Origin of the sequence: Vagococcus teuberi, from assembly GCF_001870205.1 — a bacterium.
Lineage (GTDB): Bacteria > Bacillota > Bacilli > Lactobacillales > Vagococcaceae > Vagococcus > Vagococcus teuberi.
In genome coordinates this window covers 1851472-1876350 of the sequence record NZ_CP017267.1, presented here as the reverse complement: position 1 = coordinate 1876350, position 24879 = coordinate 1851472, and the positions used below count along the sequence as shown (strand labels likewise).

At 34.7% G+C, this 24879-nt stretch carries 25 protein-coding genes, 1 pseudogene and 1 other annotated feature (1 of these 27 only partly in view); of the genes and pseudogenes, 17 read left to right on the top strand and 9 right to left on the bottom strand.

Going from position 1 to position 24879, the window contains the following annotated elements; all coding sequences use genetic code 11:
- Positions 1–795: 795 nt before the first annotated feature.
- Positions 796–1773: an oxygen-dependent tRNA uridine(34) hydroxylase TrhO gene (gene trhO / locus BHY08_RS08995; RefSeq protein ID WP_071457541.1), complete on the bottom strand. Its 978-nt coding sequence runs from the start codon at positions 1771–1773 to the stop codon at positions 796–798.
- A gap of 169 nt (positions 1774–1942) precedes the next feature.
- Here trhO and BHY08_RS08990 point away from each other — a divergent pair, with 169 nt between their 5' ends.
- Together BHY08_RS08990 and BHY08_RS08985 are read left to right on the top strand one after the other, a co-directional pair.
- Positions 1943–2374, top strand: a complete 432-nt coding sequence (locus BHY08_RS08990) for a NusG domain II-containing protein (protein WP_071457540.1) — start codon at positions 1943–1945, stop codon at positions 2372–2374.
- A gap of 146 nt (positions 2375–2520) precedes the next feature.
- Positions 2521–2763: a hypothetical protein gene (locus BHY08_RS08985; protein WP_157093664.1), complete on the top strand. Its 243-nt coding sequence runs from the start codon at positions 2521–2523 to the stop codon at positions 2761–2763.
- Positions 2764–3154: 391 nt separating this feature from the next.
- On the opposite strand, the gene BHY08_RS08980 is transcribed toward BHY08_RS08985, so the two are convergent.
- The 4 genes from BHY08_RS08980 to BHY08_RS08965 are packed head-to-tail and all read right to left on the bottom strand — an operon-like array spanning position 3155 to position 5753.
- A complete protein-coding gene (locus tag BHY08_RS08980) occupies positions 3155–3787 on the bottom strand; it encodes an ECF transporter S component (RefSeq protein WP_071457538.1) in 633 nt (210 codons plus the stop codon).
- Positions 3788–3800: 13 nt separating this feature from the next.
- Positions 3801–4343: a phosphopantothenoylcysteine decarboxylase gene (locus BHY08_RS08975; RefSeq protein ID WP_071457537.1), complete on the bottom strand. Its 543-nt coding sequence runs from the start codon at positions 4341–4343 to the stop codon at positions 3801–3803.
- A 4-nt stretch (positions 4344–4347) separates the two neighbouring features.
- The gene (locus BHY08_RS08970; protein ID WP_071457536.1) at positions 4348–5106 is read right to left on the bottom strand and encodes a phosphopantothenoylcysteine decarboxylase domain-containing protein; all 759 of its coding nucleotides are present in this window, start codon (positions 5104–5106) and stop codon (positions 4348–4350) included.
- A 14-nt stretch (positions 5107–5120) separates the two neighbouring features.
- Entirely contained in the window at positions 5121–5753 is a 633-nt protein-coding gene (locus tag BHY08_RS08965) for an NAD-dependent epimerase/dehydratase family protein (protein ID WP_071457535.1), read from the bottom strand.
- Between the two features lie 146 nt (positions 5754–5899).
- On the opposite strand from BHY08_RS08965, the gene BHY08_RS08960 reads away from it, so the two are divergent.
- The 13 genes from BHY08_RS08960 (at position 5900) to BHY08_RS08900 (ending at position 18777) form a co-directional block, all read left to right on the top strand.
- Positions 5900–6700 carry a TIGR00282 family metallophosphoesterase gene (locus tag BHY08_RS08960; protein WP_071457534.1) on the top strand — a complete coding sequence of 267 codons (801 nt, stop codon included), beginning with the start codon at positions 5900–5902 and terminating at the stop codon, positions 6698–6700.
- A gap of 18 nt (positions 6701–6718) precedes the next feature.
- Positions 6719–7105, top strand: coding sequence for a YlbF/YmcA family competence regulator (locus tag BHY08_RS08955; RefSeq protein WP_071457882.1), 387 nt, complete (start codon positions 6719–6721; stop codon positions 7103–7105).
- A gap of 12 nt (positions 7106–7117) precedes the next feature.
- On the top strand, positions 7118–9706 hold the full coding sequence (mutS, locus tag BHY08_RS08950) for a DNA mismatch repair protein MutS (protein WP_071457533.1): 2589 nt from the start codon (positions 7118–7120) through the stop codon (positions 9704–9706).
- Between the two features lie 15 nt (positions 9707–9721).
- Positions 9722–11650 (top strand): DNA mismatch repair endonuclease MutL, encoded by a 1929-nt coding sequence (gene mutL / locus BHY08_RS08945; RefSeq protein WP_071457532.1) that lies wholly within the window; start codon positions 9722–9724, stop codon positions 11648–11650.
- Positions 11651–11664: 14 nt separating this feature from the next.
- Positions 11665–12216 (top strand): Maf family protein, encoded by a 552-nt coding sequence (locus BHY08_RS11175; protein ID WP_071457531.1) that lies wholly within the window; start codon positions 11665–11667, stop codon positions 12214–12216.
- 6 nt (positions 12217–12222) lie between these two features.
- Positions 12223–12648 carry a peptide-methionine (R)-S-oxide reductase MsrB gene (gene msrB / locus BHY08_RS11170; protein ID WP_071457530.1) on the top strand — a complete coding sequence of 142 codons (426 nt, stop codon included), beginning with the start codon at positions 12223–12225 and terminating at the stop codon, positions 12646–12648.
- Between the two features lie 111 nt (positions 12649–12759).
- Positions 12760–13377: a Holliday junction branch migration protein RuvA gene (ruvA, locus tag BHY08_RS08930; RefSeq protein ID WP_071457529.1), complete on the top strand. Its 618-nt coding sequence runs from the start codon at positions 12760–12762 to the stop codon at positions 13375–13377.
- 15 nt (positions 13378–13392) lie between these two features.
- Positions 13393–14406 (top strand): Holliday junction branch migration DNA helicase RuvB, encoded by a 1014-nt coding sequence (ruvB, locus tag BHY08_RS08925; RefSeq protein ID WP_071457528.1) that lies wholly within the window; start codon positions 13393–13395, stop codon positions 14404–14406.
- A 79-nt stretch (positions 14407–14485) separates the two neighbouring features.
- A complete protein-coding gene (gene queA, locus BHY08_RS08920) occupies positions 14486–15520 on the top strand; it encodes a tRNA preQ1(34) S-adenosylmethionine ribosyltransferase-isomerase QueA (RefSeq protein WP_071457527.1) in 1035 nt (344 codons plus the stop codon).
- A gap of 17 nt (positions 15521–15537) precedes the next feature.
- Positions 15538–16683 (top strand): tRNA guanosine(34) transglycosylase Tgt, encoded by a 1146-nt coding sequence (gene tgt, locus BHY08_RS08915; protein WP_071457526.1) that lies wholly within the window; start codon positions 15538–15540, stop codon positions 16681–16683.
- 83 nt (positions 16684–16766) lie between these two features.
- Positions 16767–17132, top strand: coding sequence for a preprotein translocase subunit YajC (gene yajC, locus BHY08_RS08910; protein ID WP_071457525.1), 366 nt, complete (start codon positions 16767–16769; stop codon positions 17130–17132).
- 58 nt (positions 17133–17190) lie between these two features.
- Positions 17191–17379: a hypothetical protein gene (locus BHY08_RS11280; RefSeq protein ID WP_245729978.1), complete on the top strand. Its 189-nt coding sequence runs from the start codon at positions 17191–17193 to the stop codon at positions 17377–17379.
- 297 nt (positions 17380–17676) lie between these two features.
- Positions 17677–18777: an iron-containing alcohol dehydrogenase family protein gene (locus BHY08_RS08900; RefSeq protein WP_071457524.1), complete on the top strand. Its 1101-nt coding sequence runs from the start codon at positions 17677–17679 to the stop codon at positions 18775–18777.
- A 47-nt stretch (positions 18778–18824) separates the two neighbouring features.
- Here BHY08_RS08900 and BHY08_RS08895 read toward each other — a convergent pair.
- From BHY08_RS08895 to BHY08_RS08880, 4 genes and pseudogenes are all read right to left on the bottom strand, one after another.
- Positions 18825–19061: pseudogene (locus BHY08_RS08895) on the bottom strand (ATP-binding cassette domain-containing protein); the annotation flags it as partial.
- On the bottom strand, positions 19054–20511 hold the full coding sequence (locus BHY08_RS08890; protein WP_071457523.1) for an ABC transporter substrate-binding protein/permease: 1458 nt from the start codon (positions 20509–20511) through the stop codon (positions 19054–19056). The pseudogene BHY08_RS08895 and the gene BHY08_RS08890, both read right to left, overlap by 8 nt.
- A gap of 164 nt (positions 20512–20675) precedes the next feature.
- Complete coding sequence (locus BHY08_RS08885) at positions 20676–22613, bottom strand: heavy metal translocating P-type ATPase (protein WP_071457881.1); 1938 nt, start codon at positions 22611–22613, stop codon at positions 20676–20678.
- Positions 22614–22739: 126 nt separating this feature from the next.
- Positions 22740–23309, bottom strand: coding sequence for a GNAT family N-acetyltransferase (locus BHY08_RS08880; RefSeq protein WP_071457522.1), 570 nt, complete (start codon positions 23307–23309; stop codon positions 22740–22742).
- Positions 23310–23542: 233 nt separating this feature from the next.
- On the opposite strand from BHY08_RS08880, the gene rplK reads away from it, so the two are divergent.
- Positions 23543–23965: a 50S ribosomal protein L11 gene (gene rplK, locus BHY08_RS08875; protein WP_071457521.1), complete on the top strand. Its 423-nt coding sequence runs from the start codon at positions 23543–23545 to the stop codon at positions 23963–23965.
- A 105-nt stretch (positions 23966–24070) separates the two neighbouring features.
- The gene (rplA, locus tag BHY08_RS08870; RefSeq protein ID WP_071457520.1) at positions 24071–24760 is read left to right on the top strand and encodes a 50S ribosomal protein L1; all 690 of its coding nucleotides are present in this window, start codon (positions 24071–24073) and stop codon (positions 24758–24760) included.
- Positions 24761–24805: 45 nt separating this feature from the next.
- Positions 24806–24879: a sequence feature (ribosomal protein L10 leader region), on the top strand (it continues 54 nt past the right edge of the window).

The following is a 24879-nucleotide window of genomic DNA, read 5'->3' as shown; positions in this document are numbered from 1 at the left end:
GTATGACTTTTATGATGAGGGAATAAAACAGGCCAATCATTATTTTTGATAACTTGTTAAAAAATCATAAATTAAGGCATTTAGTAAATGATTAAATGAGATGAGTGAAGAGAGATAATTCCAAATTATTTTTACTCTTTCTTAAGTAAAAAGTCACAAAAAGAATAAAAAAGGACATCGTTTTTTCATAAATAGAGGTTATTATATAGTTATACCAACAAAACAACCCTAACAAACTTTTTCATTTTATTTACTCCTCCAAAGTAAATAAACAACTCCTTTTTGTCACTAGTGAGAACTAGTGACTTTTTTTATTATCATAAATGATCAACTATACTGATGAAATCATCGTATGAGATAGGGATTATTTGTTCTATAGAATATGGAAAAGGTAAGTTGAATGTATTGTTTAGATGTTCTGTCACATAGTAAATTTGTTTATCCAATGAAACAGCTAGTCTGAGTTCGAAGAAAGAAGTATGATCCATGTATCCAGTGATAGAAACTAGAGAACTGTTTTTTATGGTATCAACTGTTTGCTCTAATGAAGAACACATACCAGCCATAATGCAAAAATCATTGAGAAAACCAAATGCTGTTATTTTTTATTTTACATAAAAAGAGGATAGAGCGCTGTTTTCTATGATAGGATTAATTGAAATTTGGTAGATATATTTTGCTTTAGTAGACACATCTTTATCTACTTTATCATTGTTTTAATTATTGCACTATTATACACACTAGATATAAAATAAACCTCCAACAACTATCTTTGTTAGAGGTTTAAAGTAACTATTATTGTACAGTTTCCATTCTTTCAACGTCAAATTCTTCACCTAAGTCATGAATTCTTTTAATCCATTCTTCTGGTGTAATGTCATTTTCAGTGATGTAACGATTTCTTTCATGAATACGACAGTCATGAGAACACCCACGTACATATTTTGCTTCGTTTTCTTCAGAGCACAAGATCTGTCTGTTACATTCTGGGTTACCACAGTTAACGTAGCGTTCACAAGGTGTACCATCAAACCAATCAACACCAACGATAACTGGGTCAACATGATTGATAGGAACACTAATACGTTCATCGAACACATACATTTTTCCATCCCATAGTTCACCTTGAACTTCAGGATCGCGACCATAAGTAGCGATACCACCATGTAATTGACCAACATCATTGAAGCCTTCACGAACTAACCAACCAGAGAATTTTTCACAACGAATTCCACCAGTACAGTATGTCACAACACGTTTATCCATAAATTTTTCTTTGTTATCACGAATCCATTGAGGTAGTTCTCTAAATGTGCGAATATCTGGACGAACAGCTCCTCTAAAGTGACCTAAATCATACTCGTAATCATTTCTTGCATCGATTACAATCGTATCTTCATCTAAAATAGCTTCTTTAAATTCTTGAGGTGATAAATAGTTTCCAGTTAATTCTAATGGGTTAATATCATCTTCTAATTTTAAAGACACTAATTCAGGACGAGGGCGAACGAACATTTTTTTGAATGCTTGCTCATCAGCGGGATCAATTTTAAAGAAAATATCTTTAAATCGTTCGTCAGCATGCATGTAATCCATATAACGTTGTGTATTTTCGGTTAAACCTGAGAGAGTTCCATTGATACCTTCTTTAGCAACTAAGACGCGGCCTTTCAAGTTAAAAGATTTACATAATTCTAAATGCTCTTTGGCAAATTCTTCAGGATCTTCAATAGGGACATATAAATAATATAATAATACTTGATACTTTGACACTGTAATTCCTCCTAGAGTTTGTATCAGACAATTATAGATAAAAGTCTATAAAATAGCAATATTGATATTTTTTTCACAAGAATGTAAAAAGAGATTTAAATAAATAAGTTGACGATTTTTGAAATTAACGTTATCTTACTAAGAGTAGTGCTTGAAAGGAAATAAAGAGATGAAGATATGGCATGAACTAAAAAAGCAATGGCGGTATATGGATGGTGTAGTAATTATCTGCTTGATAGTTTTATCATTTGTTCCTTATGTGGTATTTGGTATAAATCAAGCGAAACATAAAGAGGATACTAGTGGAAATATTGCAATTGTTACAATAAAAGGTAAAGAAGTTGACCGTTTTGATTTAAATGAAAACACAAAACATTTTGAGAAAACCTACTACCCAGGTGGGGATAAATATAATATTGTTGAAGTTGATGGAACTCGCATACGAGTAAAAGAAGATAACAGTCCAGATCAAATTGCGGTTATGACAAGTTGGATTAGTCGAGTAGGACAAACAAGTATTTGTTTGCCTCATCAGTTAGTGATTGAGATAAAAGCTAAAAATCCAGATAATGATGAAGATGAAATGATTATGACGTATTAAAAACTCTTACGAAAAAGTAAGAGTTTTTTGTTATACTTATATAAGAAATAGGAAGCGTTATGGCAATGAAAAAAATCTATTATTTATTATATATTCTTATAGGAATATATTGTGTGTCATTGTTAATCTCTGGGAAAATATGGTTTATGATAGCATATTTATTGTTGTTAGGTATGACTAAGTATTATTCGGTTAAACGCAACGAAGAATTGAACTATATGTGGCAGCTAGCTAAAGAAAAAAATATTCCTATAATTACGTTGAGTGAACTTTCTAATATGGGACAACTCGATTTGAAAGCCACTCAACGTGAAGAATCTGGACGATATTTACCACCTCGTCAGTTAGTCCGACAAACCATCGAAAAGTTAGAAAATTACAAAGGATAGTGAAACATTTTTTTGTATAGTAATAAATATCGATATGGCTACTAATGACTAGAAGTAATAGCTTCTATTTTTTTACTAATACCACGCCAATTATTAAAAAAGCAATACCGATTAAATGAACCCAAAAACGTTGTGTAACTGATTTTGCTTGGAATAATGATAGTTGCTAGAACAATCACTAAACTAAAAATACCACCAGTCCACATCCACCATTGACTGAGTTGGCATTTTGGAATAGTGATTGGTCCCTTATGTAAAAAAATCCCTACTTTTATTAAAGTAGGGAAGACTAATATAAGAACATAAGCAAGCGTAATTATGATACGGGTTATGCCTTATAGTTAAGTCTATAAATAGTTTATCATAACCGTTCGAAAAAACAACGATAATTTTATGAAGATTGTCCACCTTTTTGATATATTTTTATTAACACACCAGTTATGGCACTTACTGCGATTCCTGCGATTAAAGCTTCAGGAACACCGTTGATAAAAATAACACTTAAAACGGCTTTATATAGTCCAGATCCAATCGCAACACCTTTTAGTTGAGAATATGCGTCTTGGAATACTAAATAAATTAAGTTCATTACTAAAAGTGTATTGACCATTGATGCAGCAACACCTGATAAAAACAATGATAGTTTTTCAGGCACTTTATTAGTGGATTTCAACCACTTGTAAATAAAGTAAGGCACAACCCCAGTTAAAATTCTAGGAATAAGTGCTATGAATATTGCCCATAAACTACCATTATTTGTTCCAAGAACAGGAATAAATGGTGAAAAGGCAAATGATAAAGCTGAAGGTGTCATGGTATTGATGGTCATACTAAGTAGTCCAAAAGATAACCCTAGAAAAGCACCTATTCTTGGTCCTAAAACAATTCCTCCAATAATAACAGGAATGTGTACCAACGTCGCTTTTATAAAACCTAAGTTGATAAACCCTAGTGGTGTAAATGAAAAGACGATGATAATTGCTAAAAATATAGCAGTGAGTGTTAAACGTTTTGTTTTCACGATGAAACTCCTTTTTTTATTTTTTGATTAATTTTTCTTTTACGGTATTAACGATCACATCGACATCAGCTAAAGCACCTTTACCATAATCTCCACAGGCCAGTAAACTTTCTTTTGGTTCGATGATTTGATACCCATCTTCTTCTAGTTGTGTGAGATTACGCTTCATCGCAGGGTTTGTATACATATATGTATTCATAGCTGGTGCGATTATTTTTGGTATATCATGGGCAGCTAAGGCAGTTGTCGACAGCATATCATCGGCAATGCCATTTGCTATTTTTCCAATAATGTTTGCTGTAGCGGGTGCGACTAAAAATAAATCCGCTCGTTTGACCACATCTATATGATTGATATCACTTGGTTTATGTTCATACATAACGTCTGTATGGACTGTTTCTTTTGATAAAACTTGAAGTGTCAAAGCTGGAATGATTTTTGTACTATTGTCCGTCATAATCACTTCAACATCAATATTTTGTTTTTTTAGTTGACTGATGATATCCGCTGCTTTATAGGCGGAAATACTAGCTGAAACACCTAATAATACTTTTGGCATATACTTATCCCTCCTGTTTAATCAATGTCAGTAGTGTGTTTGAGATGTCTTGTTTCGTATGACATCTCTTTTTGATCCCTTGATGATTAATAATTAAGGCTTCGTGTTTATCCGTTGAAATATTTTCTAAGTCATTAGCCACAATGTAGTCAGCCTTATTTTTTTTGATACTGTCTGTTGCAGCAGCTACTAAATCAGCATCACTCACACCAACTAATAACTTAAACCCAACTAATTGAGTTGTTGGTTGCCATTTTTTTATGGAGTGAATTACTTTAGGTGCTTTTTTTAATGCAATAATGAGTTGTTCAGAAGTTGAACGGATTTTTTTCTCACCAGTATTTGATGCTAATGCGTCAGAAGTAAGAGCTGTTTTTATTAAGTTTTCTAGTTCATCTTTAGTTGAAGGTGACTTAGTTGATATCATATCGGCTAAGTTTTTTGCTAAGTCAATTTCCGATGTCGTATAGTCTAACTCATAATCACTGACAGCCATACTATGAATGACAGTATGGATAGGTGTCGTAGTTAAAATGTCTTGCATCGTTTTTTCTAAATCTCTAACAGAAGCAATAGGAAAAAATTTGATAGCTGGATTATTTGGTAGGACTGCTTTTGGTCCATGAACATAAAAAATAGTATCAACATGTTCAGCAAGTGTTTCTGCTATTACTTTTCCTAACGAACCTGTTGCATGATTGGTTAAATTTCTTACCGAATCGATTGCTTCAGATGTTCCTCCTGCCGTAATTAAAATATTCACGTTAACGCGCTCCTTTATTGTGTTAAATCAACATATTTACTTGTTTTATCAGGTGACTTGACGACATTTAAAATGGCGCATGCCAAATGATTGACGTCTATTGGATAAACTTGTTTACACCAATGAGAAAGCACGGGTATCTTAGCACCGAGTTTCAATACAACGCCTTGTGTTTGTTTTAAGAGATGGTTCTTATCTGTTACTAAACCAGAATAAACAATAGTATTTTGATTGTCTTGAGAGGTAATCAAAGATTCAGCTTCTTTTTTTGCTTTGATATAGTCTGATGGCCCAAATTTTGCTGAGAGAAACAGATAAGCTATCTGCTTTGTTGTTGCCCAATTACTAATAATATCATTTGGTCTGATAATGCTATTAACATAGGTTTGTTTCGTTGTTTGCTTTAAAATGCCAATTAAATTAATACAATAGTGAATAGAATCTGGGATGTCGTTTTGCCAAGTGTCATGTTTTACTACATCACTTGCAATCCAAGTCATGTTCGCATGATTCACCCAATTTTCATTTATACTAGGTTTGCCGTGCGTTGAAATGCTATAAACGTGATAGCCTTGTTCTATCGCTTTTTGACAAATTTTTTGTCCAATAAAACCGCTTCCTCCAAAGATAAGTAGTGTGTTTGGCACGATGTTTCACCCTTTCAAGAGACACTATTTTTTCCATTCTAACATAAAAATAACAGAATGAAAGATAGAAAAAACTTTGATTTCTTTTATTTAGGTTTGAAACTTGTTAAAATATATAGGTAGCTAATTAGAAAAGAGGAAAATAAATGCGTTTATTATTTGTTGGAGATGTTGTCGGGTCATTAGGAAGAGAAATCTTAGGCACCTATCTTCCAAAGTTAAAGAAAAAATATCGTCCCCAAGTCACGATTGTGAATGGTGAAAATGCCGCAGCAGGTCGTGGGATTACAGAAAAAATATACAAAGAAATCTTGCAAGACGGGGCAGATGTGGTGACTTTAGGTAACCATGCTTGGGATAATCGCGATATTTTTGAGTTTATACAGGACGCAAAAAAAATGGTACGACCAGTTAATTTTCCAAAAGACACAACACCTGGACAAGGCATTGTGTATGTAAAAGTCAATACGATTGAACTGGCGGTAATAAACTTGCAAGCAAGAACGTTTATGACACCAATAGATGATCCATTTGATGTGATAGATAAATTAGTAGAAGAAGCATCGCAACGAACATCACACATATTTATTGATTTTCATGGTGAAGTGACAAGCGAAAAACAAGCAATGGGCTGGTTTTTAGATGGACGCATTTCAGCGATTGTTGGGACACATACACACGTTCAAACCAATGATGCACGTATTTTGCCAGAAGGAACAGCTTATTTATCTGATGTTGGAATGACAGGACCCTATGATGGTATTTTAGGAATGGAAAGAAGTGCGGTTATTGAAAAATTCCGTACAGCATTACCACATCGCTTTGAAGTTGTGACAAGTGGGCGTACTATCTTATCTTATTGCGTAATCGATATTGATGATAAAACTGGAAAAGCCACAAAAATCAAGGCAAGTACAATAAGTGCGGATAACCAATTTAGAGAGTAAACCTTGAAAGGAGCTTTTATGACAGAAAAAAGACCAGAGTACGATGATAATATTCAAGCGTCTATGGCAGAGTTGCTTGATGGTTTAAAAAATCATGACACCATAAAAGCCTATAAAAAAATTGAACAACGAATTGATGAGCATGAGGGATTAAAACAATTGGTTGAAGAGATCAAAGTGTTGCAAAAAGAAGCAGTTAAATTTGCTCACTATGATAAACCTAATGCAGAAAAAGAAGCCATACGTCAAGCAGATGAACTGCAAGAAGCGTTTGATACACATCCATTAGTAGTTGAATATAGAGAGTGTTTAGTTGAAGCAAATGATTTATTACATCATTTGGCTTCGATTTTACAAACTCAAGTGAATGATACATTAGAACAAAAGTTAAATGAAGAAGAGTAGGGAAGTGATGGTATGCCACAAAAAACAAAACATACACCTATGATGCAACAATATTTTGAGATAAAAGCTCAATATCCAGATGCTTTTTTATTCTATCGTTTGGGTGATTTTTATGAAATGTTTTATGAGGATGCAGAAAAGGTATCACAGCTATTAGAATTGACTTTAACGAGTCGAAATAAAAATGCTGAAGATCCTATTCCAATGTGTGGGGTGCCACATCATTCGGCTGCAAATTATATTGATATTTTAGTGGAAAAAGGATATAAAGTAGCTATTTGTGAGCAAGTAGAAGATCCAAAAACAACTAAGGGCATGGTTAAACGTGAAGTTGTCCAACTTGTTACACCAGGAACAGCTTTAGGAAAACAAGAATCAGATGCAAAACAAAATAACTTTTTAACAGCGATAGTTTATGATGATGAAACGAAAAACTATGGCTTTTCCTATACAGATTTAAGTACGGGAGAAATCAGTGTGGCCACGTTATCTGATGATGAAACGGTACAAAATGAGTGTAGTGCATTGCGTACAAAAGAAATCGTGATAGGTAGTGACTTACCAGAGGACTTATTATCATGGTTTGAGGCACAATCTATTGTTCAATCTAAACAAAAGATTGGTGATGTTGAAGCGGAGTTTAGCTACCTAATGGAAAAAGTGTCAGACAGTCTAGCTAAACAATCTATTCAGACGTTATTGTCTTATCTTTCAGATACTCAAAAAAGACAACTTAGTCACTTGCAACAAGCACAAGTTTATGAACCAAGTCATTTTTTAAAGATGGATTATTATTCGAAATATAATTTGGAATTAACACAATCTATTCGCTCAAAAGATAAAAAAGGCACGCTGTTATGGTTACTTGATGAAACACAAACAGCGATGGGGGGACGATTATTAAAACAATGGATTGATCGCCCGTTATTAAAATTATCTGAGATTAAAGAGCGACAAGAGATGGTCGAAAGTTTAACACAAGCTTACTTTGAGCGTATGGACTTAAAAGATTATTTACGTCATGTATATGATTTAGAACGCTTGGCAGGACGAGTGGCTTTTGGAACAGTCAATGGACGAGATTTACTTCAATTAAAACAATCTTTAGAACAAATTCCGATGATTCAATCAATTATTCAAGGATTAGATAGTGGGCAATTTGGAACATTGTTAGAAAAATTGACACCAATGGATGATTTAGTTGGGGTTATACGTGAGTCGATTAATGAAGAGGCGCCGTTATCTATCACAGAAGGAAATGTGATTAAAGATGGATACAATGACGAATTAGATACGTACCGTGATGCGATGAAAAATGGTAAACAATGGCTTGCTGAAATGGAAGCGAAAGAACGACAAGCAACGGGCATTAAAACGTTAAAAATTAAATTTAACCGGGTATTTGGTTACTTTATTGAAGTGACGAAAAGTAATATTCAAGATGTGCCAGCTGATCGTTATGAAAGAAAGCAGACATTAGCCAATGCAGAGAGATATATCACACCAGAATTAAAAGAGATGGAAACATTAATTTTAGAGTCGCAAGAAAAATCTCAAGATTTGGAGTATCGTTTGTTTTTGGAAGTCAGAGAAACGGTGAAAGAATCAATAGGCCGACTACAGTCCTTGGCAAAATCAGTGGCAACACTTGATATTTTACAAGGGTTTGCTGATATTAGTGAAACCTATCAATATGTTCGCCCAGAAATGACCACCAATCAATCAGTTATCCAGATAGAAAATGGTCGTCACCCAGTGGTTGAAAAAGTACTAGGCAGTCAAGAATATGTGCCTAATAGTATTGAGATGGATAAAGACACAATGATATTACTAATCACTGGACCGAACATGTCTGGTAAGAGTACATATATGAGACAATTGGCATTAACGGTTATTATGGCGCAAATCGGTTGTTTTGTGCCGGCAGAATCTGCGGTCATTCCTATTTTTGATCAAATTTTTACTCGAATTGGTGCGTCAGATGATTTGATATCGGGTCAAAGTACATTCATGGTCGAAATGATGGAAGCTAATCAGGCGTTGAGATACGCTACACCAAACAGTTTGATTTTATTTGATGAGTTAGGTCGTGGGACAGCTACTTATGACGGAATGGCATTAGCCCAGGCAATCATTGAGTACATTCATGAATATGTTGGTGCTAAAACATTATTTTCTACGCATTATCATGAAATTACAACGCTAGAAGATGAGTTAAAAGGTGTCAGCAATCGTCATGTTGGAGCTGTGGAAGAAAATGGTGAAGTGGTATTTTTACATAAAATGATGGAAGGTCCAGCTGATAAAAGTTATGGGATTCATGTAGCGAAACTAGCTGGATTACCAGAAAATTTACTCCACCGAGCATCTGATTTATTAGAAAATTTTGAGTCACAAGCTGTTCACACAACAGACGTAACTGAAATCGTTGTCGAAAAAGAAAATAAACAGGTAGACGATGTTGGTCAACTATCGTTATTTGGGGAAGAAACATCAGAATCAAGTGAAGTGGTAAATGAGATTAAAAACTTAAACCTGTTAGGTGTAACACCACTTGAAGCATTAAATATATTATCTGAGTTACAGAAAAAAGTGCAGTAAAAGGAGGCTAGAAGCATGGCGAAAATTGAAGAATTATCACAGATTTTAGCAAACCAAATTGCTGCTGGTGAAGTAGTTGAACGTCCTGCTTCAGTCGTCAAAGAGTTGCTGGAAAACTCGATTGATGCCGGTAGCACGAAAATTGATATTTTTATTGAAGAATCTGGATTAAAAAGAATTCAAGTGATTGACAATGGTGAAGGGATTTCTTCTGATGATGTCTTAAATGCTTTTAAACGACACGCAACTAGTAAGATTCATAACCGTGAAGATTTGTTCCGTATTCGTTCACTCGGTTTTCGTGGTGAAGCATTACCAAGTATAGCCTCAGTATCTGAAGTTACACTTGAAACGTCAACTGGTGAGGAAGGAAGTTACCTTTTCTTATCAGGTGGTGTAGTGAAAGAGCACAAAGCTCATTCCTTGCGTAAAGGGACAAGTATTACCGTTGAAAATATCTTTTTTAATACACCAGCGAGACTGAAATATGTGAAGACTCTCCAAACCGAATTAGCAAATATTGGAGATGTCGTCAATCGTTTGGCGATGAGTCACCCTGATATCGCGTTTACTCTGACGAATGATGGGCACAGTATGTTGCGAACAATGGGTAGTGGGGATCTGAAACAAGCGATTGCTGGCGTGTATGGTGTTAATACGGCAAAAAAAATGATAAAAATTTCTGGCGAGGATTTGGATTTTAAATTAACGGGCTATGTGTCTTTACCAGAAGTCACGCGAGCAAGTCGTAACTATATTTCTCTTATTATAAATGGTCGCTACATCAAAAATTTTATTTTAAATAAAGCGATTGTGTCAGGATATGGCTCAAAACTGATGGTTGGTCGGTTTCCGATTGCGGTGTTATCCATTGAGATGGATCCGTTGCTTGTTGATGTGAATGTCCATCCAACTAAACAAGAAGTTCGTTTGAGTAAAGAAAAAGAGCTTGTAGCATTAATTGAAACAAGTATTTCTAAAGCATTAGGTGAAGAAGTACTAATACCAAGAGTCAATGAGACTAAGCCATTTATGAAACAGGTTGATACTGTAAAAGTTGAGCAACAACAGCTCCCCTTTGAGCATTCAGCTAAACCACTCGAACGCAAACAACAAATTAAAGATACTAACTTAGCCTATGATTCCTTAACGGGTGAGTTTTATTTAAAAAATAATGAAGAAAAAGAGTTATTTAAAGAAGCAAAAGATTACACAAATGGTGTGTCAGAAAAATTAGATGATGCAGATTACACGCAAGAAAGTGACATAGAATCAAATACTGTTTCTCATGAAGTGGTTGAAGAAGTGGTTGATCTGCCAGAAACTGATACAAAAGACACGCCAACACATGCTTTTCCACACTTAGAGTATTTTGGTCAAATGCATGGCACCTATTTGTTTGCTCAAAGTGATGAGGGACTTTATATTATCGATCAACATGCTGCCCAAGAACGTATCAAGTATGAATACTTTAGAGAAAAAATAGGTGATGTAGGAGAAGACAAACAACAACTCCTTGTGCCGATTATTTTAGAGTACTCAGTGGATGATTACTTAAAAATCAAAGAGAATTTATCAGTATTTGAAAAAGTGGGGATCGAGTTAGAAGACTTTGGACAACAAAGTTTTATTATCCGGTCACACCCAACTTGGTACCCGATTGGAAAAGAAGAAGAAGCAACGATTCGTGAGATGATTGATATTTTTCTTGATGAAGGAAAAATTGACGTGAAAACATTCCGTGAAGATACGGCGATTATGATGAGTTGCAAGCAATCAATTAAAGCCAATCATCATTTAGATGAACGTCAAGCACGAGCATTGTTAGAAGAATTAAAAACATGTGACAATCCATTTAATTGCCCACATGGTCGTCCAGTCTTAATTCATTTTACAAATCAAGACATGGAGAAACTCTTTAAACGAATTCAAGAGCCACACTAGAAAGGAAGACGTATATGATATTAGCGTCAGCATCACCTAGAAGAAAAGAATTATTGTCATTTGTGACAAGTCATTTTACGATAAGTCCAGCTGACATAGATGAAACAGTCAGTGTAGATGAATCACCAAAAGATTATGTTAGTCGTATGGCTAGAGAAAAAGCTAAAGAAATCGTTAAACTTTATCCTAATGAAACAGTGATTGGGTGTGACACAACAGTTGTGTTGGATAATAACATTATGGGAAAACCAATAGATGAAAAAGATGCCTACAACATGCTAGAAAAACTAAGTGGCACCACACATAAAGTGATGACAGCCGTTTGTGTGATAACACCTGAAAAAATATATGAACATATCGAAGTTGTGGATGTTTTGTTTTATGATTTGGATGAACAAGACATCACTGGTTACATTAAAACAGGTGAACCAATGGATAAAGCAGGGGCTTATGGTATCCAAGGAAAAGCAAGTGTGTTTGTCAAAGAGATAAAAGGGGATTATTTTTCTATCGTTGGATTACCAGTTGGTTATTTAAACCAATTATTTAAAGAATTAGGAAGGTGAAGCAAGTTGGTAAATAAAGAAGAGTTAAAACAAACATTAACCCCTTTACAATATCAAGTGACTCAAGAAAATGGCACAGAACGTCCTTTTTCAAGTGAGTATGACAAGTTTGATAGAGAAGGAATATATGTCGATATCGTGAGTGGCGAACCACTATTTTCTTCCACAGATAAATACGATGCAGGATGTGGCTGGCCATCATTTACGAAACCTATTGCGACATTAAAAGAACTTGAAGATACAACACTTGCAAGAGTGCGAACTGAAGTAAGAAGTTCGCAAGCTGATTCTCACTTAGGTCATGTGTTTCCAGATGGACCACAAGACAAAGGTGGACTAAGATATTGTATTAATGGTGCTGCGTTACGTTTTGTGCCAGTTGAAGACCTAGAAAAAGAAGGTTACGCTGAGTATTCTACTCTTTTCAAATAATGAAAGCTTCCCATGTTTATGGGGGCTTTTTTTAATAAGGAAAGCATAGGATAATTGTTCGGGATATGGTACAATTTTAGGGAACATGCGTACGTGAAAGGAAGAAAAAAAGTGTATGAATACATCAAAGGGACAGTAACATTTACTAGTCCTTATTATATAGTCGTTGAAAAAAATGGATTAGGTTATCAAATTGCAGTGGCGAATCCTTTTCGCTACTCGGCTTATTTAAATCAAGAGGTGACCGTTTACTTACATCAAGTCATTCGAGATGATGCCCATTTACTTTACGGGTTTGCCACACTTGAAGAAAAGCAACTATTTTTAAAATTAATCAGTGTCTCAGGAATTGGACCAAAAAGTGGCTTGGCGATTATGGCATTAGATGACCATTCAGGTTTAGTTCAAGCAATCGAAGCGCAAGACGCGACATATCTAACTAAATTCCCAGGTGTTGGAAAGAAAACAGCACAACAAATGATTTTAGATTTACAAGGTAAATTAGATGATGTCGAAATAGATGTATCTGAAACAACGACTATTTCCACACAGGAAGATTTGTTTACAGTAGAGCCAACGCAACAATTAGATGAAGCAATCGAAGCGCTCAAAGCACTTGGTTATTCTGAAAGAGAGATTAAGAAAATCAAAAAAGAGCTTGAAAGTTATCAAGATAAAACAACAGACGAGTACTTACGTATTGGACTGAAATTATTAATGAAAAAGTAGGGGATGGTAAAGAAGATGTCAGAACAAGAAGAACGACTTGTCTCTTCTGAAACATTAGACGCGGAAGAAATGGTAGAAAAGTCACTTAGGCCAACACGGTTATCTCAATATATTGGCCAACAAAAAGTGAAAGATGAATTGACAATTTACATCAAGGCAGCCAAACAACGAAATGAAGCACTTGACCATGTCTTACTATATGGACCACCTGGATTAGGTAAAACAACAATGGCTATGGTGATAGCAAATGAAATGGACGTCAGCATCAAAACAACGAGTGGTCCAGCTATTGAAAAGCCAGGAGATTTAGTGGCAATACTAAATGAGTTAGAACCAGGTGACGTGTTATTTATTGATGAAATTCATCGTTTGCCACGTGTGGCGGAAGAACTTTTATACTCAGCTATGGAAGATTTTTATGTCGATATTATGATTGGTCAAGGCCCAACCTCTCATCCAGTTCATTTTGAGTTGCCTCCATTTACTTTGGTAGGGGCAACGACACGAGCTGGTATGTTATCAGCACCTCTTAGAGATCGTTTCGGGATTATTTGTCACATGGAGTACTATGATGAAGCTGATTTGAAAGAAATTGTCATTCGTTCGTCAGATATTTTTGACGTGATAATTGAGGAAAGTGGTGCTTATGAGATTGCAAGACGTTCAAGAGGCACACCACGTATCGCCAACCGCTTGTTAAAACGAGTGAGAGACTTTGCACAAGTCACAGGTGAAGGAATTGTCACAAAACAAATTGCTGATGACGCGTTAAAAATGCTTCAAGTAGATGATAAAGGACTAGATTATGTCGATCAGAAATTACTTCGTGCGATGATTGAGTTATACAATGGTGGACCAGTTGGGTTAACGACGATTGCTGTAAATATCAGCGAAGAACGTGAAACAGTAGAAGACATGTATGAACCTTACCTTATCCAGAAAGGGTTCATCAAACGCACACAACGAGGAAGAATTGTAACAGAATATGCGTATCAACACTTAGGTTATCCTTACAATCAAGAGAGTTAAGCTATCAGACTGTTTTTATTTGAGACTAAAAGTGTTAAAATACAACAGGAGAAGGAACAGAAAGGAAATAGGTGAGGATATGACATTAAAAACCTCTGACTTTGATTTTGATTTACCAGAAGAACTGATTGCACAAACGCCACTTGAAAACCGTGCATCATCAAAGTTATTAATATTAGATTCTAAAACAGGAGCAATTGAAGACACTCAATTTCCTGCGATTATAGATGAATTAAACGAAGGAGATGCTCTTGTTATGAATGATACAAGAGTTCTTCCTGCAAGACTTCACGGAGAAAAGCCTGATACAGGTGGACATTTGGAAGTTTTATTGTTAACAAATACAACAGGTGACACATGGGAAACCTTGATTAAACCTGCCAAACGTGCAAAAAAAGGAACGGTGATTTCGTTTGGAAACGGTGCTCTAAAAGCAGTTGTTGATGAAGAATTAGAGCATGGTGGTCGCATGATTACTTTTTCTTATGATGGTGTCTTTTTAGAGATTTTAGAATCACTTGGAGAAATGCCATTACCACCATATATCAAAGAGAGACTAAGTGATAATGACCGTTATCAAACTGTCTATGCGAAAGAGAATGGGTCAGCAGCCGCTCCAACAGCTGGGTTACATTTCACACCAGTTGTATTGAAAAAAATTGAAGACAAAGGTGTTAAATTAGTATATTTAACCCTTCACGTTGGACTTGGAACATTTAGACCAGTCAGTGTTGATGACGTGGAAAATCATAAAATGCATAGTGAATTTTATCGTTTAACTAAAGACGCCGCAGACACACTTAATGCGGTTAAAGAAAATGGTGGGAAAGTTGTGGCAGTAGGGACAACATCTATCAGAACACTTGAAACCATTGGGACAAAATTTGACGGCAAATTACAAGAAGACAATGGATGGACAGATATTTTTATTAAACCAGGCTATGAGTTTAAAATAGTCGATGCATTTTTAACTAACTTCCATTTGCCAATGTCGACATTGATTATGTTAGTCAGTGCTTTTGCCGGAAAAGAAAACGTCCTACATGCCTATGAACATGCTGTAAAAGAAAGATATCGCTTCTTTAGTTTTGGGGATGCGATGTTTGTCAAATAAAGAAAGAGAGAAGAGACATGACAGAACCAGCAATTAAATATCGATTGATAAAAAAAGAAAAGCATACTGGCGCAAGATTGGGTGAAATTATCACACCTCATGGAACATTTCCAACACCAATGTTTATGCCAGTTGGAACACTTGCGACTGTAAAAACAATGGCACCAGAAGAATTAAAAGAGATGGGTGCAGGAATTATTTTAAGTAATACCTATCATCTGTGGTTACGCCCTGGTGAGAACATTGTAGAAGGTGCAGGTGGACTACATAAATTTATGAACTGGGACCAAGGAATTTTAACCGATTCTGGAGGATTCCAGGTCTGGTCATTATCAGATATGCGACAAATTGAAGAATCTGGTGTTCATTTTAGAAACCACCTAAATGGCTCTAAGATGTTTTTATCACCAGAAAAAGCTATTCAAATTCAAAATAAATTAGGACCAGATATCATGATGAGTTTTGATGAGTGTCCACCATTCCAAGAAAGTCATGACTACGTGAAAAAATCAATTGAGAGAACATCACGTTGGGCTGAGCGTGGATTAAAAGCTCACCAAAATCCAGATCGACAAGGATTGTTTGGGATTATTCAAGGAGCTGGGTACAAAGATTTGCGTGAACAAAGTGCGCGCGAATTAGTTGGCTTAGACTTCCCTGGTTATTCTATCGGAGGGTTGTCAGTAGGAGAACCTAAAGAAGAGATGAACAGAGTGCTTGAATACACAACACCACTGATTCCAGAAAATAAACCTCGTTACTTAATGGGTGTTGGAACACCAGACTCATTAATCGATGGTGTAATTCGTGGAGTTGATATGTTTGATTGTGTGTTACCAACACGTATTGCAAGAAACGGAACATGTATGACAAGTCAAGGACGTTTAGTCGTTAAAAATGCAAAATACGCAGAAGACTATCGTCCAATTGATGAGAAATGTGATTGCTACACTTGTCGCAATTACACACGAGCTTACATTCGCCATTTAATTAAGTGTGATGAAACGTTTGGTATTCGTTTGACGTCGTACCATAATCTATATTTCTTATTAAATACAATGAAACAAGTGAGACAAGCCATTATGGATGATAACTTATTAGAATTTAGACAAGCATTTTTTGAAGAGTATGGATTTAATAAAGAAAATGCCAAAAATTTCTAAAATTTACTGAATTTTTGTAGTTAAACATTTAAAAATTTGTTACAGTTATAGTTGAGTGAAATAAGAAAGAGGTGAACAAAGTTATGCAAACATTGATACCATTGATATTAGTGATGGGTGGGATGATGTTTTTTATGAGTCGTTCTCAAAAGAAACAACAAGCTCAACGTCAACAATTATTAGATAGTATGCAACCTGGTAGTGAAGTTGTAACGATTGGTGGATTATACGGAATCGTTCATGAGGTAGATAAAGAAAAAGGAACAGTTACCCTTGATTGTGAAGGGATTTATTTAGAATTTGAACGTGGTGCAATCAAAACCGTAAAAGCTCCTACAGCTCCAACATCTAACGAACCAGTTGAAAATACTGAACCTGAAGTTGAAGTAACTGAAGTTGAAGTGGTTGAAGAACCAGTAACTGAAGACGAAAAAAAAGATAACGAATAATAAGAAAATAGTACTTTTTAAGTGCTATTTTTTTATTTTTAAATGAAAGGTGATTGATATGTCCAAACAGTTAGTGTCAGTAGTAGTGTTAAAAGAAAGATTAGTTAATCAAATCCGTTCACTTCAGATGCCATTTTTTGAAGAATCAATTTATTTAATAGAGTTAGAGATGGAGAAAAAGTCTAGAAAAGAAATAGCTCTAGATATAAGAAAAGAACTAAAAAAAGAGATAGATTTGAGTTATTAAAATGAATTTGGGGAAGAAATTAGTTGGTAGATTATTAAAATTATTGATGTATTTGATCCAATCTATGATATCAAAGAAATAGTATTACCTAATGAAGTATATTGTCGTCACTTTTCAGGTAAGTCCTTAGACAATATTATCGAAACATTTTATTCTGATTTTGTTTGGGAGGATGAATCATAGAATAATGAGTTAGATATAAAAATTTCTTCTATCCAAATATAAAAAAATAGCGTAAAATGAACCACAACAAATAGTTCAAAAATATAACGTATAAAAATGAGTGGAGGTAGTATTATGTTAACAGATTTAGCAGTTAAACCAGGGCCGCAGTTTTATCGTTATCATATTGGAGCGATTGATAATGTATCCGATGTGTTACGTTATTTTAAGGCGAAAAATGTTTTAATTGTCCATGGTCAGATATCTTTCATTAAAGCAAAACCAAAGCTAACTTTTCTAAACAATGACGTGTTCAACTATTTTTATCATCAATATGGTGGGGAATGTAGTTATAATGGGATAGAAAAAGTCATTGAACAGATAGAGTTACACGACATTGATTTTATTATCGGTGTTGGTGGAGGAAAATTGGTCGATTTGGTTGGGGTATCTGCCTATAAAGCTAATGTTAATTTTGGCGTTATCCCTACTTTAGCAAGCAATTGTGCACCATGGACTGCTCTATCAGTTATGTATAAAGATAGTGGTGAATCAGAAGGTATTCTTGAATACTATTATAGGCAAGCAGCTTTCTTTATCACAGACCCTGAACTAGTTATTGATGCACCTGTTGAATTTTTTATAGCAGGATTAGCTGACACTATTGCAAAATGGTATGAAACGATTACTATTTTAGAACAAGATTCTTTAAATCAAGAACCATTTCTAAATATTGCCAAACACATCTCGACTTTATGTAAAGATGAAATTATGGCAAATAGTAGTAAAGCGATTGAGGATATGAAAAATAAGCGAGTAACAGATGAATTTCTGCGTTTGTCAGAGATTGTTTTTGCTATTGCAGGGATGGTTGGTGGATTCGGTGATAAATATGCTAGATCTGCTGCAGCACACGCGATACATGATGCTGTTAGTCAATGTATTCCAAAAAGTCATACGTATTTACATGGAGAGAAAGTAGCCTATGGTATTTTATATCAATTAGCTTTAGAAAAAAATTGGACACAGATAGACGACTTATTGCCATTTTATAGTGAACTGGGACTACCTTTGTCTTTAACAACTATGTCATTGATGCCAACCGATATAAAGGTAATAGATGATATTGTTGAGATTATTTATTCGATGGATGAAGTTCACCTGTTACCGATTGAGGTGACAAAAGAAAAATTGAAACAAGCAATTTATGATCTAGAAGATTATATTAACAAATAAAGCAGTCGTTTAATCTCTTTTATGGGATTAAACGACTGTTTTATTCATATTTTTTGACGTAGTTGATTGATGTCTATTTTTGGATCAAGTAGGTTGGTTCCCTCAAATTCAATCACACCACTTGTCGGTGTTTCGAGTAAGTTTAAACAGCGTAGAAACGTACTTTTTCCGCTACTAGAAGGACCAATCACCACAACCACTTCACCGGCTTTTATATCTAAATTAATTCCTTTTAGGACATCATTATCACCAAAGGATTTTTTTAAATCATGTATGTTAATCATTGGCACCAATTCTCCTTTCAGCAACACCTAATGCACGAGATAAGGTAAAGGTTAATACAAAATAAATCAATGATGCAATTAAAATCGGCAAGAATGGTTTGAAACTTGCGCCACGTACCACTCCTGCTTGGAACATTAATTCAGATACCCCAATCACTGATACGACAGAGGATTCTTTAATAACTGTCACAAACTCATTTCCTAAAGCAGGTAAAATATTTTTAATCGCTTGCGGCATGATGATGTATCGCATCGCCTTTTTCTGACTCATTCCTAGAGATCGTGCCGCCTCAGCTTGTCCTTTATCAACGGCGTTTAACCCAGCACGAATAATTTCGGCCACGTAAGCACCGCTATTTAGAGATAGTGCCACACAACTTGAAGCGAGTGCACTTAAATTAATTCCTAACACATTTAAACCAAAGAACACTAAAAAGATTTGAACTAGTAGGGGAGTCCCACGCACGTATTCGATGTAGATGACCGAAATCCACTTAAATAATTTATTTTTAGATTGTTTCATTAATGCAAGCAGCGTCCCCAAGATACTACCAAACAACACACCGATAATTGCTAAGAAAATCGTGTAGCCAGTTCCTTTTATGTAGTAGGGAGCATATTTATTTAAGAAAGATTTTTCAGGGAACATTAGTGGTGTGACTTCATTTTTGTATTTTAGCATTAATCTTTTGTCATTAATTTCTTGGATAGAGTGATTAATTGTTTTAAGTAAATCAGGTGAGTTTTTTGGTAAAGCAATAGCGGTTTCTTTATCAGAATCTGTAATATCAATATCAGCAAACATCAAAGATTGGTCTTGCGTTAGATAGGCTTCAGCGACAGGTTCTTCAATGACGGCCGCATCAATTTTATTTTGTTGAAGCTGTAAAATAATGTCGGGTACATTTTGCAAAGACACCGTGTCAGCTTGTAGTTCTTCATTTGCCAGTTCTTCTTGTTTAGTTTGAACTTGTGCCCCAACTTTGACACCTTTTAAAGAATCTAGAGACGTATATTTTTCTTTATCGCTTTTACGAATCACGATTTTCTGTTGGACGGTCATATAAGAATCAGAAAAATCAACTTCTTTTAAACGCTCTGGAGTCGGGGTCATTCCTGAGATGATTAAATCAATTTTCCCAGTTTTTAAAGCTCCCAGTAAAGCATCAAAACTGTATTCTTCAATTTTTAGTTTAACTCTCATATCTTTTGCGATTTTTTCAGCAATTAGAATGTCTGTTCCGACAATGGTATCTTTTCCATCAACCGTAGCATGAAATTCATAAGGTGCATAAAAAGCCGACAACCCAACGACTAATTCCTTTTTGTCTTGAACTTTTTTGAGATACGGATCAGGTATTCCAGCTAAACTAATAATAGGGATAAGTAAAGAAAAGATAATAGTAATAAAAATAAAATGCTTAGTTTTTTGAACAATGCTCTCTTTCATAAAATCACTCCTTTTGGTTGAGAGTATTATATTACTAAATAAATAATTATGCAATTGAATAAGAATAATTGAATAAAACATCTTTTTATTCATAGTATTTGTGTTATTTATACAAAAAAACAGGAGATAGAATTTAATCTATCTCCTGAATATAATGATATATTTTAATTTTTGAGTGGTGTTAAAAGTCTTAATCCATTAAATAAGACAACTAATGTAGATCCTTCATGGGCTAAAATACCAATAGGTAAGTTCATTTGACCCAAAATATTTAATACAACAAGTAATGCGACAACACCCATAGAGAAAATAATGTTTTGTTTAACCACTTTATCTAATTTTTTAGATAAACGGTAAGCGTAACCTAGTTTGTCTAAGTCGTTTTGCATTAAAACAACATCTGCTACATCAATGGCAACATCTGTCCCATCACCCATAGCAACACCAATATCAGCTTTTACAAGAGCTGGTGCATCGTTTACCCCATCACCAACCATGGCTGTTAAACCATATTTGTTTTGAAGTGAGCTAACAATTTGTGATTTGTTTTCAGGTAGAACATTTCCTGCAACTTCGTCAATTTTAAGTGTATTTGCAACCGCACGACCAGTACGTTCAGCATCACCCGTGATCATTGTAGTGTGAATATTATGTTCTTTGAAATATGCAACAAGCTGTTGTGCTTTTGGATTTGGTAAGTCCATCATGGCGATTAATCCAATGACCACATCATCTTCAGAAAATAGTACGACTGTTTTTCCTTCTTCAGCATATTTTCTTTCAAATGATTCAATGTCAGAAGACACGTTAGTAAATTGAGAAGATCTCCCGATTTTGTATGTATGTCCTTTATAAGTTGATACGAGTCCTTTCCCAATTTGATTTTCAATAGTTAATGGAATGTCATTAACTCTTTCAATTGATTCGACAATCGCATTAGCTAATGGATGATTGGCTTGTTTTTCCATAGCTATAATTAAATCAGTATAGAATGTTTCTTCGTTTGTGATGTGATCAATAAAGTGAACATCAGTGACTTTTGGTTTTCCTTCGGTTAATGTACCAGTTTTATCAAATGCGATAGCTTTAATCTCTGAAAGGTTTGAAAGGTAAGATCCGCCTTTGAATAGAACCCCGCGTTTAGCTAAGTTTGAAATGGCAGATAGTGTCGCTGGAATATCACTTGCAGCAAGGGCACAAGGAGAAGAAACTGTTAAGAAGACCATGCCTTTGTAAAAACTATCATACCAAGCCATGTTGAAAACAAGTGGCATTAATACAATGTATAAGAATACAAGAACCATAACACTCGTTACATATTTGGGTTCTAACCGTTTAATCTTTGTGGCAGTTTTAGATAGGTTTGATTGAGATTCATTGACTAACTGTAAAATTTTAGCAAATACAGTGTCTGTACTATCTTTTGTTACAACCATTGTAATGGTTCCATCACCATTGATTGTACTACCAAAAACATTGTCACCAACTGTTTTTTCAGCAGGAATGCTTTCACCGTTGATTGATGATTCATCAATTGATGTGTATCCAGTTAGAATGGTTCCGTCAGTTGGAATTTGTTCCCCATTCAATACTTTCAAATGATCGCCAATTTTTAGTTGAGCAACATCTACTGTCTTAGTAGAACCGTCTGAAAGTATTAATTTAGCATTAGTTGGACTTATTTTCATTAAAGAAGTAATTTCTTTTTTACTTTTATTTTCCACATAATGTTCTAAAAAGTGAGCGGCAGCAAAGATAAGAATTAGAAGAGCCCCCTCAGTATAATCTCCTATAAGTGCTGCACCGATTGCTGCAAGAGACATTAAAACATGGACATTTGGCATAAATTTTTTAAGTCGTTTGGTTTCTTTAATGGTATCTTCAAAACCTTCAATCATAATGTGGTATCCAGAAAGAACAATAGTTGAAACGGACAGAATGGTTTTCAAAGTACCAACTGGTAAAAATAAACTAATCAGAAATGTTGCTAAACCTATAAAGAATAGAACGACTGGTAGATTACCATGGTCGTGATTGTGTGCGTGGCTGCATTTTTTATGATCATGTTCAATGGCATGTTGTGATTGTGACATGTGGTTCATCTCCTTTTTATATAAGTAAATAGTCATATGAACATTTATTCATATTTAAATTATATATCCTTATACAAGAAAAAGCAAATAAAACCTCGATTATTTTTTTGAATAATCAAGGTTTTATAATGTTAGTTAAATATGTTTTTGTAAATGCTCGTATCTATGACCGGCAATATCAATTTCACCAGATTTTTCAAAACCATTGTTCAAATAAATTCTTTTGGCATTGTCATTAACTAAATCACAATTCAAACCTATAATAGAAAGATTTGATTGTGTTGCTAATTCAGAAAGAGAGTTAAGCAACTCTTTTGCGACACCTTTACCACGATGATTAGGAGATGTTACTAATGTATCCAAATACCATTCATTATCAAAGGCTTCTTCTTCAGTAAATAAACGATATTTTTCTATTGGTAAGTTGTTTTGTTCAAGAATTTCAAAGAATCCTTCATCAATATTTTTTTCTAAATGATGTGGGTAGCCAAAAGCCACACCAGCGACTTCACCATCAATTTCTTTTACTAGTGCATTTTTGTAACCATAACGATGAATTGGTTTTTCTATAAAACTTGTAACGAGTAAATTTTTCACTTCATCTTCAGATAATTTATCAAAGATGTCTAGCTCCATATCTTTTAAGACAATCATAACTAAATCAATTGCTTGACTAGCATCTTTTTTTTCTGCAAAACGAATCATTTTGTACGGTTCCTCCTTTTTGGTATAAATTAAGTACAGTTACTATATCATGCGTATAATATAGTAGCAACTTGCAAAAAAGTAAAAATATAAAAAAGAGTATTGATTATTTTAAAAATGATAGTATAATATGAAGGTACGTGTAATACACGTATTTCTTTTTTATTTACAGTGTGGGAGGAGAAATTTACATCTCCATTAAACCACATCACGGACTTAAGGAGGTATGTCTCGTGGCAAAGAAAGTTGAAAAATTAGTTAAATTACAAATTCCTGCAGGGAAAGCAACACCAGCTCCACCGGTAGGTCCAGCATTAGGTCAAGCGGGTATTAACATTATGGGGTTCACAAAAGAATTCAACGCTCGTACAGCAGATCAAGCTGGTTTAATTATTCCAGTTGTAATTTCTGTATATGAAGACCGTTCATTTACATTTATTACAAAAACACCACCAGCTGCAGTTTTACTTAAAAAAGCAGCTAACATTGAAAAAGGTTCAGGAGAGCCTAACTCTAAAAAAGTAGCAACTGTTACTAAAGATCAAGTAAAAGAAATCGCTGAAACTAAAATGCAAGACCTAAACGCAGCTGATATTGAAGCAGCTATGCGCATGGTAGAAGGTACTGCACGAAGCATGGGTATCACTGTAGAGTAATATTCTACAGCGACTCTTGAAGTAGCTTCTCAGTCGAATTTATATTGAAAAATATAAATACGTGGGAGGTACAACCGTTATAACCACAATCAAGGAGGAAACAAAATGGCTAAGAAAAGTAAAAAAATGCAAGAAGCATTGAAAAAAGTAGATGTAACAAAAGAATACTCTGTAGCAGAAGCAGTAGCTTTAGCTAAAGAAACAAACATTGCTAAATTCGACGCAACTGTAGAAGTTGCTTACCGTCTAAATGTAGACCCTAAAAAAGCTGATCAACAAATCCGTGGAGCTATGGTATTACCTAATGGAACTGGTAAAACTCAATCTGTATTAGTTTTCGCTAAAGGTGAAAAAGCTAAAGAAGCAGAAGCTGCTGGAGCTGACTTTGTTGGTGAAGCTGACATGGTAGAAAAAATTAAAGGTGGATGGTTTGGTTTCGACGTTGTCGTAGCAACTCCAGACATGATGGCGCAAGTTGGTCAATTAGGACGTGTATTAGGACCTAAAGGATTAATGCCTAACCCTAAAACAGGAACTGTTACTATGGACGTAACGAAAGCTGTTGAAGAAGTTAAAGCGGGTAAAGTAACTTACCGTGTAGACAAACAAGGAAACATTCATGTTCCAATTGGTAAAGTATCATTCGACGATGCTAAATTAATTGAAAACTTTGAAGCGTTAAATGATGTTATCTTAAAAGCTAAACCAGCTGCTACAAAAGGTGCTTATATCCAAAACTTAACAATTACAACAACTTTTGGACCTGGTGTCAAAGTTGATAAATTTTCATTCTAATTAATAAAAACAGTTGACCTAGATAACTGTAGATGTTATAGTTATCTAGGTTAAAATATTATGCCGAAGACAGTAGGTGGTTCTAGAACCTTAATTTCCTACCGAGGACAATGATTAAT